This window comes from Microcystis sp. LE19-84.1B (genome assembly GCF_027531875.1).
GTDB lineage: Bacteria > Cyanobacteriota > Cyanobacteriia > Cyanobacteriales > Microcystaceae > Microcystis > Microcystis panniformis.
Genome location: NZ_JAPZSR010000483.1, coordinates 14117 through 30914, shown reverse-complemented (window position 1 = coordinate 30914; position 16798 = coordinate 14117). Strand labels below are relative to the sequence as shown.

Genomic DNA, 16798 nt, shown 5'->3' with positions numbered 1-16798 from the left:
TTAGGGGATAACCAAGTTGGCAAGTTTGTACGGATACAAGTTAGTTATACCGATGGACAAGGAACAGTAGAAACTATTAATAGTAGTGCTACCAGTGCAGTAGTCAATGTTAATGATGTTCCTACTGGGAGTGTAACTATTGCTGGTACTGCTACCGAAAATGAAACCCTAACCGCTAGTAATAATTTAGCGGATGCTGATGGTTTAGGAACCCTAAATTATCAATGGCAACAATCAACGGATGGGACAAATTGGACTAATATTAGTGGTGCTACTAATACAACTAGCTTAACTTTGGGATATGAGCAAGTTGGGAAGTATGTACGGGTACAAATTAGCTATACTGATAGTAATGGGACTCTAGAAACTGTTAATAGTGGTGCTACTGATGTAGTTGTAACTAATCTTAACCACCTCCCTACAGGGAGTGTAACCCTTAATGGTACTGCTACCGAAAACCAAACCCTAACCGCTAGTAATAATTTAGCGGATGCTGATGGAATAGAAACCCTAAATTATCAATGGCAACAATCAACGGATGGGACAAATTGGACTAATATTAGTGGTGCTACTAATACAACTAGCTTAACTTTGGGATATGAGCAAGTTGGGAAGTATGTACGAGTACAAGTTAGTTATACTGATGGCAAAGGGACTTTAGAAACCGTTAATAGTGACTCTACCATTCCAGTTATTAACATAAACGATACTCCTACAGGCAGTGTAAATATTACCGGGATAACTCAAGATAACCAAACCCTAACCGCTAGTAATAATTTAGCGGATGCTGATGGTTTAGGAACCCTAAATTATCAATGGCAACAATCTTCTGATGGCACAAATTGGACGAATATTAGTAGTGCCACTAATGCTAACTTGATTCTTGCTAAAGCTCAAGTCGGCCAACAAGTGCGAGTACAAGTTAGTTATACTGATGGCAATGGGACTCTAGAAACCGTTAATAGTAGTGCTACCAGTGTCATCACTCATCCGAATAATGCGCCTACAGGTAGTCTGACTCTTACAGGAACTGCTACAGAAGATCAAACCTTAAGCGCTACTAATACCCTAGCAGATGCTGATGGTTTAGGAATCCTAACTTATCAATGGCAACAATCTTCTGATGGTACAAATTGGACGGTTATATCCACTCGTTTTGGCTCTTTGGAGTCCTTAACTTTAGGAGATAACCAAGTTGGTAAATATGTAAGATTACAAGTTAGTTATACTGATGGTTATGGAGTTATAGAAACGGTTGATAGCAGTCCTACCAGTATAGTCACTAATGTCAATGATGCTCCTACAGGTAGCATAGATATTACAGGAAGATCCCAAATATTTAACACCCTAACCGCTACTAACACCCTAGCGGATGCTGAGGGTTTAGGAACCCTAACTTATCAATGGCAACAATCTTCTGATGTAACCAATTGGACTAATATTAGTGGTGCCACTAATACGACCTTAACACTAGGAGAAGCTCTCCTTGGAAAATATGTACGGTTACAAATTAACTATACCGATGGTTACGGTACCCCAGAAACCGTTAATAGTGGTTTTGTCGGTAAAGTCTTTAATGTTAATGTTAATAGCGCGCCTACAGGTAATGTTACTGTTACAGGAACATCTCGTATATACAACACCCTAACCATGAGTAATAATTTAGCGGATGCCGATGGAGTCACTCCCCTAAGTTATCAATGGCAACAGTCAACTAATGGCACAAATTGGACGAATATTAATGGTGCTACCGATAACATCCTCACTCTGGGAGGGGATCAACTTGGGAAATATGTACGGGGAAAGGTTAGCTACACTGATGGCAATGGAGTCCTAGAAACGGTTTATAGCAATCCTAGCAGTGCAGTTGATACCAGTATCTTTAACTTTAATATTAATCCAACTACTGATCTTGTTGTCAACAATAGTGCTTACTACGTCGAAACCTTTAATGGTTTCTATGTCTATCAACCACACATAGATACAACTCAAAGTCCAATATACGGATCGTGGGCGAGTTTATCTACTCAAGATTACGCTAACTACACCTATCTGTTTTTTATAGAATATATTAATGATGATGTAAGCTATGCACCAGCACCAGTCCATGGCTTACCCGATGATGGATTTTTCCCAGCAAATACTTATCATCCAGATATTCAACTAGGGTATAACAATACTGATGATGGCAACAACGCAGTTCTCCTCAATGGGCAACAGAATTTTACGGTTAATCTTCCCACCAATCAATATCGTCAATATAGTTCAATTCATCTAGCTGTCACCTCAGCGCAGGGCAGTAATTTCTCCTTAACCCTACATTACACCGATGGAACTAGCGAAACAACGGGTAACTACTCTATTCCCAACTGGCAGACTCCAATTACCCAATCAAAGGATCTCTATTATCTCAACACGGGTTTAAATCTAGCTAAACCAGATGGGAATGATAGTGCTACCGCTAGTTATACTAGACTCGTTGGAGATCCTCCTATTATTAATCCGCTTCGATGGGATAGTTATAATCACCCTACTGTTTCCTTGTTTGGGGTAAGAGCTTGGGTAAACAGTGCCAAGACGCTACAGAGTTTTGAGGTAAACAACAATATAGAAAACTCAGCCTTAGCGGTTTTGGGAACAACAGGGGTATTAAATGTATCCCCCTCTGGCAAAGTAACCCTTGATGGTGTACCCAGAACTACCCAAATCTTAACCGCTACTAATAATTTAGCCGATGCCGATAATGGACTAGGAGCATTAAATTATCAATGGCAACAATCCACTGATAGCATCAATTGGACGAATATTAATGGTGCTACCAATACTACCCTAACTTTGGCCGATGCCCAACTTAACCAACAAGTACGGGTAAAAGTTACCTATACTGATGGTACTGGTACTTTAGAGACGGTTTATAGTCTGCCTACAGAGAAAGTTCTCGCCCTTAATAATTTTCCTACTGGCAGCGTCACGATTACCGGGACAGTTACAGAAGACCAAACTCTAACCGCTACTAATACCCTAGCGGATGATGATGGACTAGGAACCCTTAATTATCAATGGCAACAATCCACTGATAGCATCAATTGGACAAATATTACTAATGCCACCTCTACAAACTTAACGCTTTCGGATGCTCAAGTTAACCAACAAGTACGGGTAAAAGTTAGCTATACTGATGGCAAGGGTAATCTAGAAACGGTTTATAGTAGTTCTACCAGTGCCGTTACTAATATTAACGATGCTGTTACCGGGAGTGTAACGATTACTGGGACAGCCGCAGAAAAACAAACCCTAACCGCGACTAATACCCTAGCGGATGATGATGGACTAGGAACCCTCAATTATCAATGGCAACAATCAACGGATGGCACAAATTGGACTCAGATTAATGGTGCCACCAATAGTACCTTAACTCTTTCGGATGCTCAAATTGGTCAGTTTATACGGGTAAGGGTTAGCTATACCGATGGCCATGGTACCCTAGAAACCGTTAATAGTAGTGCTACCAGTGCCGTTACTAATGTTAATGATGCTCCTACCGGGAGTGTGACTATTACAGGTACAGCTACAGAAAAACAAACCCTAACCGCGACTAATACCCTAGCGGATGCTGATGGACTAGGAACATTAAATCATCAATGGCAACAGTCAACCAATGGCGTAACTTGGTCAAATATTAGTGGTGCTACCAATACAAACTTAATTCTTTCTGGGTCTCAAGTTGGGAAAAAAGTACGAGTACGAGTGAGCTATACTGATGGCTATGGTACTCCAGAAACCGTCTATAGTAGTGCTACCAATACCGTTACTAATGTTAATGATGCTCCTACCGGGAATGTAACTATTAGCGGTACTGTTACAGAAGATCAAACCCTAACCGCTACTAATACCCTAGCGGATGCTGATGGACTAGGAACCCTCAATTATCAATGGCAACAATCTTTTAATGGAGCCAATTGGACAAATATTAATGGTGCTACCAATAGTAGCCTAACTCTTTCGGATGCTCAAGTAGGTCAGTTTGTGCGGGTACAGGTTAGCTATACCGATGGCTATGGTACTCTAGAAACCGTTAATAGTAGTGCTACTGGTGCTGTTACTAATGTTAACGATGCTTTTACAGGTAATGTAACGATTACTGGAACGGCGACAGAAGACCAAACCCTAACCGCTAATAATACCCTAGCGGATGTTGATGGTCTAGGAACCCTCAGTTATCAATGGCAACAGTCAACGGATGGCACAAATTGGACCAATATTAACGATGCCGTCAATCCTACCTTAACTCTGGCAGATGCTCAAGTTGGAAAATATATAAAAGTACGAGTTCAGTACGTCGATGGTCATGGTACTTTAGAAACGGTTGATAGTAACATAACCAGCCTAGTCACTAATATTAACGACATCCCTACAGGTAGCGTCACTGTTACCGGGGCAACCATCAAAAATCAAACCTTAACCGCTAATAATACCTTAGCAGATGCTGATGGACTAGGAACTCTCAGTTATCAATGGCAAGAGTCCACCGATAACACAACATGGACTAATATTAACGGTGCTACCAATCCTAGCTTAATTCTAGGAGAGGCACAACTTGATAAATATGTCCGTGTACGGGTTAACTATACCGATGGCTATGGTACTTCAGAAACAGTTTACAGTAATCGCACTACCAGTCAAGTGGCTGATGTTAATCGTCCCCCTACAGGGAGTGTTACTATCAGTGGAATCGTTGAAGAAGACCAAACCCTAACCGCTACCCATACTTTAGCGGATGTTGATGGACTAGGAACCCTCAGTTATCAATGGCAAGAGTCCACCGATGGCACAATTTGGACAAATATTAGTGGTGCTACTAATACTAGCTTCACTCTCGGAGACGCTCACCCCGGAAAATATATCCGAACACAAGTGAGCTATATTGATGGACGAGGATTCTCTGAAATCGTTTATAGTCTGCCTACTGATGCAGTGGCTAATATTAACGATCTTCCCACAGGTAGCATTACTATCAATGGAATCGTTACAGAAGACCAAACCCTAACCGCTACTGATACTCTAGCGGATGCTGATGGACTCGGAGAGTTCAGTTATCAATGGCAAGAGTCAACCAATGGCACCACATGGACTAATATCAACAATGCCACCAATAGTAGCTTAATCTTGGGAGATGCTCAAGTCGGGAAGTATATACAACTCAGAATTAGCTATACTGACGGCTATGGCACCTTAGAAAATGTCAACAGTACCCCCACCGCTAAGGTAGTCAATGTTAATGATTCTCCCACAGGCAGTATCACGATCAATGGCATCGCCACACAAAACCAAACCCTAACCCTTACTAATACCTTAGCCGATGCTGATGGACTAGGAACCCTGAATTATCAATGGCAACAGTCAACCAATGGCACAAAATGGGATGATATTAGTGGTGCTACGAACACTAGCCTAACTTTGGGAGATGCTCAAGTTAATCAGTTTGTGCGGATAAAAGTCAGTTATACCGATGGCAATGGGACTCTAGAAACGGTTAACAGTCTGCCTACCAGTAAAGTTGCCTATTTTAATCATGTTCCGACAGGCAGTGTAACTGTTACGGGAACAGTCAGAGAAGACCAAACCCTAAACACCGTTAATATCCTAGAAGATGTGGATGGGTTAGGAACCTTTAACTATCAATGGCAACAGTCCACCGATGGCACAACTTGGACTAATATCAACGGTGCCACTAATTCTACCTTAACCCTTGGAGATGCTCAAGTTGCTAAACAGATACGGGTACAAGTTAGCTATACCGATGGCCATGGTACTCTCGAAACCGTTAATAGTAGTGCTACGACTAAAGTAACTAATATTAACGATACCCCTACAGGTAGTGTCACTATTACTGGTACTGTCACAGAAGATCAAACCTTAACCGCTACTAATACCCTAGCAGATGCTGATGGGTTAGGAACTCTCAAATATCAATGGCAACAGTCCAGCAATGGCACAGCATGGACGAATATTAGTGATGCCACCAATACCAGCTTAACCCTTGGAGATCCTCTGGTTGGGAAATATGTACGGGTACAGGTTAGTTATACTGATGGCCATGGTACTCCAGAAACCGTTAATAGTAGTGCTACGACTAAAGTCGCTAATATTAACGATGCCCCTACGGGTAGTGTCACTCTTAATGGTACTGTCACAGAAGATCAAACCTTAACCGCTACTAATACCCTAGCGGATGCTGATGGGTTAGGAACTCTTAAATATAAATGGCAACAAACCACTGATGGTACAAAATGGGATGATATTAGTGGTGCTACCAATACGAGCTTAACTCTGGGGGATGGTCAAGTTGGGAAATATGTACGGCTACAGGTTAGTTATACGGATGGCAATGGGACTCTAGAAACCGTTAATAGTAGCCCTACGGCTAAAGTCGCTAATGTGAATGATACCCCTACAGGTAGTGTCACTTTTACCGGAAACGCTGTCACCAATGAAACCCTAACCGCTACTAATACCCTAGCAGATGCTGATGGGTTAGGAACTCTCAGTTATCAGTGGCAACAGACCACTGATGGCAAAACTTGGACTAATATTAATGGTGCTACTAATAGTAGTTTGTTGCTCACAGATGCTTTTGCTGGTAACAAAGTACGGGTAGGGGTTAGCTATACTGACGGGAATGGTACCTTAGAAAAGGTTTATAGTAGCACCACTAACGCCATCTATAATCCTCTAATCCAAGTCACTCAATCAACCGATGATGGTTTAGGAACAACCGCAGGAACCCTCAGTTGGGCCATTAAAACCGCTAACACCCGCAAAGGTTTCGATATTATCTCCCTGCAAACGAATGTCCGCCTTAATTTTGGGGACTCACTCCAGCGGATGGTACCGTTAATTGATAGCGATATTACCTTTGAGGGCGGTGACTATACTATTAGCGGGGACAATAATAATAATAATACAGTCGATGCCTCAGATCGTCCCATATTCTTCGTTAAATCGGGGAATGTCACCTTTAAGAATCTTACCCTTCGAGGAGGAGTTGCTAACCCAGGTAACGGGGGTGCCGGGATGGGAGGGGCTATGTTCATCCATGACGGGAATGTTACCATCAATCAAGTCTCTTTTACCAATAATCAAGCCCTCGGAAGTTCTCTTGGTAAAGGGGGTGGTAACTTGGGATTAACAGGAACAAATGGCAGCAATCGACCAGATGGGGAGTTGATACCGCACTCGAGCAGGCTTTTTTTTGTTGGGAGTGTTGGTGGCAATGGGGGCTTTGGCGGCAATGGTGGCAATGGTAGTAATGTCAACATTTCCAGCATGGCTGGCGAGGGTGGCAATGGTGGCTTTGGGGGTGCAGGGGGCAATGGTGGCAATAATAGTTATAATGGCAATGGGATTGAACTTGGGTATGGTGGTGCGGGGGGTGATGCTGGCTTTGGGGGTGCTGGTGGCAATAGTGGCATTGGGCTGACTCGTGGTGGTGCTGGCAGTGGTGGCTATGGCGCTCCTGCTGGTAAAACGGGCAGTGGTACAGTCGGCGCTTTTACAAGAAACGGTACCGGTGGCTTTGGCGCAAGTGGTACTGCCAGTGCAGGTATGGGTGGGGCGATTTTTATTCATCGTGGTAATCTTGAGATTCAAAACTCCAGTTTTACTGATAATGCAGCCAAGGGAACTGATGGTTCTTCAGGATTCGGGGGTGCTATCTATAATAAGAATGGGGAAAACCAACCCATACCGTACAGTATTCAATTTCAGTTCGTTCGTGACGCTTTTGTCAATATCTCATCTAATACCACCTTCACCAATAACTATGCCTCTAGCGGTAGCACCGGTCAAAATGCCATTGGCGATAATATTAATACCCAAGCGGTTTATGGCTCAACAAAATTGATCGCAAACACCCAAACCAGTGTGTTAGCGACTGAGTTATTTACTCTGAGCGCCGAAGATAGCCCCATAGTCATTCAAAATGAACCCATTCTGGCTAATCTTGTCTTTGAAGATAGCCCCATAGTCATTCAAAATGAAACCACTCCGGCTAATCTTGTCCTTGAAGATAGTGGCATAGATTACAGTAGCTACAACCTAGAAAACTTCGATTTCTCAACCCTTTCCCCGTCAATCCAAGAGAATATCAAAACCACTTTTGGTTTGTCTCCTAACCTTGATCTAAGAACCTTTGATCCGGTGGTGGCGGCAGCGAATGGAGATCCTGACGGTGTAGCCTTACTTAGCAAATTATTTGCTATTCAAACCGCAATTACTCAAATGGCAGCAGCTTTACAGGGCACCTTACCCGATCAATCTTCTAGCGCCTTACAAACTGCTGTTATACAATCAATACAGCAACAAATCCTAGATAAAGCGAGTTTAGGTCAAACCATTGACTTTAGTGATACCAGTGAACTGAGTACCATTCTCACTAACTCTATCGCCGATTTACAAGCTCAAGAACCTACCCTTAATGTACAAGCTGTCACCGACAACCAAACCCAACTCCTTGAAGTAATGGCGGCGAGTAACCAACAGATTCTTGATGCTACCAATAGCATGACACCTCAAGAAGCCGTTGCCCAAATCTATAAAGCTCGTCAAGTTGCCATCAATAATGTAGCGAGTGATCTTAAAGACGCAACCGCCGGCACTCAAACCCTAACCGATGTAGTTAACCAAAATACCGGAACTAACCTGACTACCCAAGTTCAAGCGGCTGTTGCTCCCATTAACCCGGCTGCCGCTAACGATGACTTCACCCGCACAGAAAACCAAACCCTAACCGGTAACGTCTTTAGTAACAATGGACGGGGTGCAGATATAGACTTTAACTCATCCCCCTTGACAATTATCGCAGTTGATGGTAAGTCAGAGGCGATCGGTCAACAAATTACCTTAATATCAGGGGCCCTAGTCACCCTCAATAGTGATGGTACCTTTAACTATGACCCCAATGGCCAATTTAAGAAATTAGGCACCGGTCAAACGGGGACAGATAGCTTTACCTATCAAATCCGTAATAATAATAACCTCACTGATACAGGCACCGTTACCATTACCCTCACGGGAGAAAATGACGCGCCTACCCTTGTTAGTCTAGCCGATCGCGGTTTCACTCAAAATAGCACCATTGACACCAGTTTAGCTAACCTGAGCAATAATGACTCCGATACCAATGACGCGACTACCTATACCCTAGTCACCGGAACCGGTAGCACCGATAACGGACGCTTCCAAGTGGTCAACAACCAGTTACAATTCAAGACTTGGTTAGACTTTGATAATGGCCGTCGTTATAATGTCAGGGTAAAAACCACAGACTCCCAAGGCGCAAGCACCGAAACCCCCTTAGAAGTGCATAGCTATTTCCAAAACCGAGATATTAACCTCTCTGTTAATGATTTACAAAGCGGTGTCAGTAACTTAACCCTTGACTCTGTAGGGAATGCCGTCAATGGTACTGTGAGCATGGCTAATAATCAAGTCCTCTTTACGCCTACTCCCGGCTTCTTAGGCATGGCAACCTTTGACTACACTGTAATTGATAGTAACCAACAAGTCCTAACCCATACCGCTAACCTTGCTATTATGCCTTTTGCTGGTAAACAAACCATTGACACCATCACCGGTACCAGTGCGGATGATGTTATTGTTGGCTTACAGGGAAAAGATAACCTCACTGGAGGAGGAGGAAGCGATCGCTTTGTTTATACCAGTATTACCGATGCCGGAGATACTATCAATGACTTTGGCACTGGGGATAAAATTGACCTAGGGGCAGTCTTGGATAATATTGGTTATTTAGGAAGTAGTCCCATCAGTGATCAATATGTCCGTTTCTTGGCCCAAGGAAGTAATACCCTTCTGCAAATTGACCCTGATGGAGTTGGTTCTGCAAGACCGATAAGTTTTATTCTCGTTAGAGGAGTGGATATTACTACGCTGAATAACAATAATAACTTCATTTTCTAAGTTGCGTGGTGTGGGCGCTATGGGAGGCAGGTACGGGGGGTCCCGTACCTGCCCCGACCAATTACAATTTAAGACAAATAACCTCAGAGTATAAGTTATGACCTTTATACCCACTATTGATCCAGATATTGAATACCCCGATAGTGACGGTAAACCCATGGCCGATAATACCGAACAATATGAATGGATCGTTAAAATTAAAGAAAACCTAGAAATACTATTTGCTCATTCCCCTGATGTTTTTATTGCGGGAGATCTCTTATGGTATCCCGTCCAAGATAAAAAAATTACGGGACCGGTTGCTCCTGATGTTATGGTGGTATTTGGTAGGCCGAAAGGAAGACGAGGCTCTTATAAACAATGGGAAGAAGATAATATTAGTCCTCAAGTGGTTTTTGAAATTCTCTCCCCTTCTAACAGTTTAGAAGAAATGGAACGAAAATTACTCTTTTATCAACGTTATGGAGTGGAAGAATATTATCTTTATGATCCTGAGTCTAATCATTTACAAGGATGGTGGAGACGGGAAGGACTATTAAACTCTATTCCAGAGATGAAAGGATGGGTTAGTCCACGGTTAAATATCCGATTTGAATTGACAGAAAACGAGTTAGACATTTATGATCCAAATGGACAGAAGTTTTTAACTTTTATCGAGTTATCTCAACGGTTAGAACAAGAGCGTTTAAAAGCTGAACAAGCAAGTTTACAATTAGAACAAGAGCGTTTAAAAGCTGAACGTTTAGCTGAATATATCCGTTCTCTGGGAATTGATCCAGATACTTTATGAGTAAGTAAGTAGGTGGGCATAAATAAAGTAAAGTTTTAGTCAACCATCGGCGGGATTGAAACCTTGACCATAAGAGGGCTAGAGCCTTTCACTACGAATTTTTCTATTTAACGTTTAATTATGCCTACCTACTTACTGATCGTGCTATAATTTCAAGACAAGTAAGCAGGGAGTATAAATTATGACTTTTATACCAGCTATTGATCCAGATATTGAATACCCTGATAGTGACGGTAAACCCATGGCCGATAACACCGAACAATATGAATGGATCGTCAAGATAAAAGAAAATATAGAAATTTTATTTGCTGACTCACCCTTAGTTTTTATTGCGGGAGATCTCTTATGGTATCCCGTCCAAGATAAAAAAATTACGGGACCGGTTGCTCCTGATGTTATGGTAGTATTTGGCCGTCCTAAAGGGAGACGAGGTTCCTATAAACAATGGGAAGAAGATAACATCGCCCCTCAAGTCGTCTTTGAAATTCTCTCACCCTCTAACAGCTTAGAAGAAATGGAGCGAAAACTACTCTTTTATCAACGTTATGGAGTGGAAGAATACTATCTCTATGATCCTGATACTAATAATCTCAAAGGATGGTTGAGACAAGAGGAGATATTAAGCTCTATACCCCAGATTAACAGATGGGTTAGTCCTCGTTTAAAAATCCAGTTTGAATTAACCGAAACTGAGTTAGAAATTTATAGTCTAGATGGACAGAAATTTCTAACCTTTATTGAATTATCTCAAAAAGCTGAACAAGCAAGCTCACAATTAGAACAAGAGCGTCTTAAAGCTGAACAAGCAAGTTTACAATTAGAACAAGAGTGTTTAAAAGCTGAACGTTTAGCTGAATATATCCGTTCTCTGGGAATTGATCCCGATACTTTATGAGTGTCTAACTTGATCTTCTAACCAGTTTACTCCCCTTTTTTCTTAGAGATTTTGTCTGCAATATCTCTACAAATACTCAAATTATACCTCTATTTAATTTTATGCTCAATCGCCATCTACTTTATCTAACCGGATTACCTTGTTCGGGGACGTATTTTTTCAGTCAACTCTTAGCACAACACCCCGATATTTATACTCAATCTAGGCGATCGCCTTTGTGTGACATCCTAGTTAACTTTCGTACTTTTATTAGCACTAACCCTCAAACGTTTAACCATCTCAATCAAGATTTTAACCTTACTCATGAGCGATCGCTCTCAGCCCTTAGAGGATTTATTAATGGTTGGTTTTCCCCCATTTCCCAACCTTGGATCGTTGATATTCATCCCCAATGGTTACAAAACCTAGAATTAATAAACCTTATTGATCCAGACTTTAGAATGGTGGTTTTTGTCCGAGAATTAGGGCAAATTTACGGTGCTATTGAAACCCAACATCAAAAAACCCTTTTACTAGATTTTCCCGAAAAATTAGCCTCTCTTTCCAAGGCAGAACGCGCTCAACAATTATTTAGTAATCAAGGGGCGATCGGTTCTGTTCTCAACACAATGCAACAACTACAAGACTTAGAAACCAACTTACAACAAAGATTATTTTATGTTGTCTATGAACATTTAATGACCGATCCCAAAGAGGTATTAACAGAATTAATAAAATGGTTAAACCTTGACCCCATTACCCTCAATGTAACTCAAGTTAACTCACAATTACCGAGTTACTCTGAATCATTCGGTAAGTATATAGAAGAATCCTATAATCCTAATAAAACCTTAGTTTACTATACCCTACCTGATCTCTTTGAAATTACCTTAAAACAAAGCTTTACTTGGTTTTATCGGACTTTCTATCCTGGCCGTCTTTAAATCATAAAGCTTTTTGATTTCAAGCTACCGACTTGTTGGCGGTAGTCACTAATAACTGATAACTGATAACTGATAACTGATAACTGATAACTGATTACAGAAATGACCCTTAATCCCCTAATTCTCCATCAAGGACGCTCCTTAACCCTAAGACGAACCATCCCGGACGATGCGCCTTTGTTATTTGAAAAAATGTATTCTCGTTATGAATTTATGCGTCTATTTCGTCTTAATGATTGTGCAGACACCATCGAACAAATCAGGGATAAATTAATAGTGCGATCGCGTTCTACTCCAGCAGAAAGAGGATATTTAGAATGTTTAATTATTCATAAACAACACGGTGTGATCGGTATTATTGCCGCAGCAGAATACACTCCTCTACATCAAAAAGCAGAATTATTAATCGGTATTTTTGATGAACAGTACCGCTCTGGTTCTTATGGAGTTGAAGCTTGTTTATTAATGATGGATTTAATTTTTAACGCCTATCATTTGCATCGCCTTTATGCCTATAGTTATGGCTATAATCACCCTGCTCATGCCGCTTTGATAGCGGGAGGGTTTGAATTAGAGGGAATTATGAAGGAACATCTTTATGATCCAGTAGCTCAACTATATGTTGATATGCACATTTATGGCATGATTGAAGCTCAAATGCGTCAAAATACCCGTCTTGCTCGTTTATCTAAGCGCTTAGTCGGGCGTGATATTACCAAACCCTTACTTGCTCCCCTTCCCCTACCCGATCAAGCAAAAATAGCCAGCGACTACACTTTAGCGAATGCTCAAAATCAACCTAAATTTGTTAAATCGGGTATCAGAATCACTTAGAAGAAGACTTACGTCTAGTTGCGACGAGGATTCCAGACATCATTATTCCAGACATCATTAATAGACTCACTAAAGCAGAAGGTTCATTGGTTGTTGTCGTTTGTAAATTATAGATCAAAACACCCTTTCCTCCTTGATTGAGTCCTCCTAAATCATAAGAAAAAGACGCATCCGAGATATCCAAGAAACCCCCGGTAAAAGTGGGAGATGGGGGAGCAAATACTGCGTAATTTAATCCTAAGAAATTGCCGTCTAAAAATTCTACAGTGGCGCTCGTATCATCGTCTTGAGTATAGGTGGTTCCCTGAAAGGAAAAATTAAAACTACTAATTCCGAGGGTTTCCGAACCAATTCCTTGCAAGGTAGAATCGTCAAAGCTGAGGGTAGCACTGTAATTATTGGGGGCAAGAGGACCTGAATCAATCTCAACCCGAATATGATAGTTTAATGTGTTTCCTAAAACCAAACTAGGATAAGCCAATAAATTGACTACGACTCCTAATGATACGAGAGAATAGGAGTCAAAAAACCTGATTTTCATGAGAGATTTGTGACAATTAAATTCAGATTATATAGGTACTATTGTTAGTTACTTTGTATTGTTCTTCAGTACAAAAGAAAAAATTAACAAAGGTGTTGCGATCAAGGTATCACACAAACAATCAAAACCTGTGGAACAGGTTAACTTACTTTCTTGGGATATGTCAAGTATTTTGTCGCCAGGATAAATTTAGAGGGAAAATCGTCCTTCAAATTGAGTTGGTGATTCGGTAGTAGTGATCGAAGCTTGAGGATGTCAAAGTTCCGTCATCGGCAGCCGTTGCCATTTTTGACGGAGAAGACGGTTAAGTAGTTTTTGACTGACGCTAATCAGGATTAATCTCGATCGCTGAATTGGGGACGATTCTCCGATAATGCGACAGTTACGCTCAAAATTGAGCATCGCTTCGCAAAAATTTGCGGTTAAGGGATAAAGTTTCTGGCGTTCCCAACAATCACAAACGGTTAAAATTTGCAGGATTAAGGCTATTTCGGCGGGATGATGCCATGATAATAGTTCTGGCTCGATTAATCTAACTTTTTCCCGATTGAGCAGTTGTAACAAACTAGAATAGCGAGCGTGGGTGTATTGAAATAAAAAGAAAAATTCTCCTCTGGGATGGAAAGGAAGCTGATCGGAGAAAAATTTATCAATTAAATCATTTAGTTTTAGTAACCAAAAGGACAAAAATTGCTGATCTAATAATAATTCTAGCCATCCTTCCTTAAGCTGAATTTGCGGAAAAAGGGCGATTAAATGGTTAAATATGGTTTGACATTGAACGGGCGTAAAATGATAAAACAGAGGTGAACGATAGAGAATACTATCAGTCTTTGGGCAACGATAAAAAGTTAATTTATGGTTTTTTTCTGGAAAAATATGAATTAATTGTTGTTTTAAGCAATGCTCGATCGAGGGGTGATTGCAGATAAAATTCATACTCAGAAGGGTAAACGGGGCGTTTTTGGCAGATCAAAGTGGTCGATTTATTCTAGTGTTCTCATGAGAGACATTCTAGATTACGATACGCTTAATCAACAATGAGTTAATTGTGTCTAACTGATATGATAACTACGATAAATTTAGCTGATGATTTCAAATCTCGCTGAGTCCACCAGCTTAATACTATTATAATTGTCTGGATTTTCAAACTCGAATTTCCATAAATAATATATATTTGATTTCTTAGCAAAAAATAGTGTAACAATTTTCTTTTTAGTATGCAGTTGCCATTGTCTAGATGGATAATATAACTGTCTGATAATTACATTGTCTATACTTAAGTTTTTGGCTTCAATCAGAACAATTTGGTTCTTGCCTTCATATCCTGCATCTACCTCTGTTTGAACACCTTTAATTTTAAGAACATGATGATTAATTTTTAGTGTAAATTCAGGGGTATATTTTCTACCACGAATGGTTAATACTAGGCTATTATCTTTGATAAAGTGACGAATTAGACTCGATGCGTAAGCGAAGTCCAGATGTTGCATTTCTGAATCACCTATCAAAGAAGTTTCTAATTGAAAATCTAATAAAGTTCGATAATTTTGTATGGGTGTTTCTATGATAGGAATATCAACATAACCTTCGCCCTTTAATATCACATACTCTCCATTCTTGACTGGTAAAATAAACAATCCTAGCTTTTTAAAAACTTCTGGACGGCTTTCTCTTGTATCTTGTTTACATAAAATTCTGACTTCTCTTTCCCCGGTAGTTTCAAAATGTTTTGTGGCTGCTTTAATCTGTTCAGCCTTAATAAAATAAGGATGACTACAAAAATCATGATCGTGCAATTTATATCTATCGAATACAGCTTGCCACCCTCGATCTCTTGAAGAAATATTTTTATTCATGTCGTCTTTTCTGTTAGGCTTAATTTTTGTCAGTTATTGATCAGTAATTCCCAGATTTCTCCCCGATTATTGCCTTTAGAATTAATATTTCGTCGGGCTTTTACCCTTTGAATATTATAATCTTTATATAAATCATCAAAAAAATTATTGTCAGAGTCAAAGTTTTTAAGATCGGAATTACTTAAAATAAACTTATAACCTGCCCGATCGACTCGATCGATAAATTGTTTTAATCTTATTTGCTCCTCATCGTTAAAATTTTCTTTAGTATAAGAGGTAAAAGCTGATGTTTTTTTAATCGGTTTATAGGGAGGATCAAAATAAAATAAAGTCTTGTTATTTGCATAATTTATGGTTTGGACAAAATCTCCTTGTAGGATCGTCACTTTCTGTAAATGATGGTTGACAGCTAATAAGTTTTCTTCATTGCAGATCAATGGTTTGACATATTTTCCAAAAGGGACATTAAAGAGTCCTTTGCTATTGACTCTATAAAGTCCATTAAAACAAGTTTTATTGAGAAATAATAACAAAACTGTTTTTTCTAGACAGTCATCGCAGCTGCGAGAATTAAATTCTATTCTTTTATCTAAAAAAAACTTTTGTTGTTCCTCTAGATTTTTAAGTTCATAAAAATCCTGCTGGATTTTTTTAAGCTTGACTATTAATTCTTTGACATTATCTTTAATAACATTATAAGCCATGATTAAATCAGGATTGATGTCATTAATAATAACTTTTTGGACAGGAGAAAAATTATTTAAGACTGAGAATAAAACTGCCCCACCTCCGACAAAAGGTTCAATGTAGTTAAACTGACAATCTTGAGAAATCTGGGAATTAATCAAAGATAGAATATTGGGAACCAGTTGAGTTTTACCTCCCGCCCACTTTAAAAAAGGTTTGGCGCTAACTGTTTTCCTTTCAGACAAAGAAGTAGTCATTATTATTACTAGATTATCCTAATCTATTCAATTT

Annotated in this window: 9 protein-coding genes; 5 read left to right on the top strand and 4 right to left on the bottom strand. The window is 40.1% G+C overall.

What is annotated here, in order from left to right:
* The 5 genes from O9324_RS26850 to O9324_RS26830 form a co-directional block, all read left to right on the top strand.
* The coding region (locus O9324_RS26850) for a DUF8696 domain-containing protein (RefSeq protein WP_288141803.1) at positions 1 to 9978 on the top strand (9978 nt) is incomplete at its 5' end.
* A gap of 97 nt (positions 9979 to 10075) precedes the next feature.
* A complete protein-coding gene (locus tag O9324_RS26845; RefSeq protein ID WP_287627160.1) occupies positions 10076 to 10768 on the top strand; it encodes a Uma2 family endonuclease in 693 nt (230 codons plus the stop codon).
* Positions 10769 to 10949: 181 nt separating this feature from the next.
* Positions 10950 to 11663 carry a Uma2 family endonuclease gene (locus O9324_RS26840; RefSeq protein ID WP_288141802.1) on the top strand — a complete coding sequence of 238 codons (714 nt, stop codon included), beginning with the start codon at positions 10950 to 10952 and terminating at the stop codon, positions 11661 to 11663.
* Positions 11664 to 11764: 101 nt separating this feature from the next.
* The gene (locus O9324_RS26835) at positions 11765 to 12586 is read left to right on the top strand and encodes a sulfotransferase (protein ID WP_288141801.1); all 822 of its coding nucleotides are present in this window, start codon (positions 11765 to 11767) and stop codon (positions 12584 to 12586) included.
* 102 nt (positions 12587 to 12688) lie between these two features.
* Complete coding sequence (locus O9324_RS26830; protein WP_002765501.1) at positions 12689 to 13420, top strand: GNAT family N-acetyltransferase; 732 nt, start codon at positions 12689 to 12691, stop codon at positions 13418 to 13420.
* Here the strand turns inward: O9324_RS26830 and O9324_RS26825 are convergent.
* From O9324_RS26825 to O9324_RS26810, 4 genes are all read right to left on the bottom strand, one after another.
* Complete coding sequence (locus O9324_RS26825) at positions 13413 to 13961, bottom strand: hypothetical protein (RefSeq protein WP_288141800.1); 549 nt, start codon at positions 13959 to 13961, stop codon at positions 13413 to 13415. The two genes, O9324_RS26830 and O9324_RS26825, sit on opposite strands and share 8 nt — an antisense overlap.
* A 255-nt stretch (positions 13962 to 14216) precedes the next feature.
* Positions 14217 to 14900 carry a DALR anticodon-binding domain-containing protein gene (locus tag O9324_RS26820; protein WP_287627165.1) on the bottom strand — a complete coding sequence of 228 codons (684 nt, stop codon included), beginning with the start codon at positions 14898 to 14900 and terminating at the stop codon, positions 14217 to 14219.
* A gap of 143 nt (positions 14901 to 15043) precedes the next feature.
* On the bottom strand, positions 15044 to 15820 hold the full coding sequence (locus O9324_RS26815; protein ID WP_287627166.1) for a type II restriction enzyme: 777 nt from the start codon (positions 15818 to 15820) through the stop codon (positions 15044 to 15046).
* 29 nt (positions 15821 to 15849) lie between these two features.
* Positions 15850 to 16764 (bottom strand): DNA adenine methylase, encoded by a 915-nt coding sequence (locus tag O9324_RS26810; RefSeq protein ID WP_288141799.1) that lies wholly within the window; start codon positions 16762 to 16764, stop codon positions 15850 to 15852.
* Between the last annotated feature and the right edge of the window lie 34 nt (positions 16765 to 16798).

What these genes read in the sequence shown, in the direction of transcription:
- O9324_RS26845 (WP_287627160.1), top strand. Translation starts at nt 10,076, where the DNA reads ATGACCTTTATACCCACTATTGATCCAGATATTGAATACCCCGATAGT.
- O9324_RS26840 (WP_288141802.1), top strand. Translation starts at nt 10,950, where the DNA reads ATGACTTTTATACCAGCTATTGATCCAGATATTGAATACCCTGATAGT.
- O9324_RS26835 (WP_288141801.1), top strand. Translation starts at nt 11,765, where the DNA reads ATGCTCAATCGCCATCTACTTTATCTAACCGGATTACCTTGTTCGGGG.
- O9324_RS26830 (WP_002765501.1), top strand. Translation starts at nt 12,689, where the DNA reads ATGACCCTTAATCCCCTAATTCTCCATCAAGGACGCTCCTTAACCCTA.
- O9324_RS26825 (WP_288141800.1), bottom strand. Translation starts at nt 13,961, where the DNA reads ATGAAAATCAGGTTTTTTGACTCCTATTCTCTCGTATCATTAGGAGTC.
- O9324_RS26820 (WP_287627165.1), bottom strand. Translation starts at nt 14,900, where the DNA reads ATGAATTTTATCTGCAATCACCCCTCGATCGAGCATTGCTTAAAACAA.
- O9324_RS26815 (WP_287627166.1), bottom strand. Translation starts at nt 15,820, where the DNA reads ATGAATAAAAATATTTCTTCAAGAGATCGAGGGTGGCAAGCTGTATTC.
- O9324_RS26810 (WP_288141799.1), bottom strand. Translation starts at nt 16,764, where the DNA reads ATGACTACTTCTTTGTCTGAAAGGAAAACAGTTAGCGCCAAACCTTTT.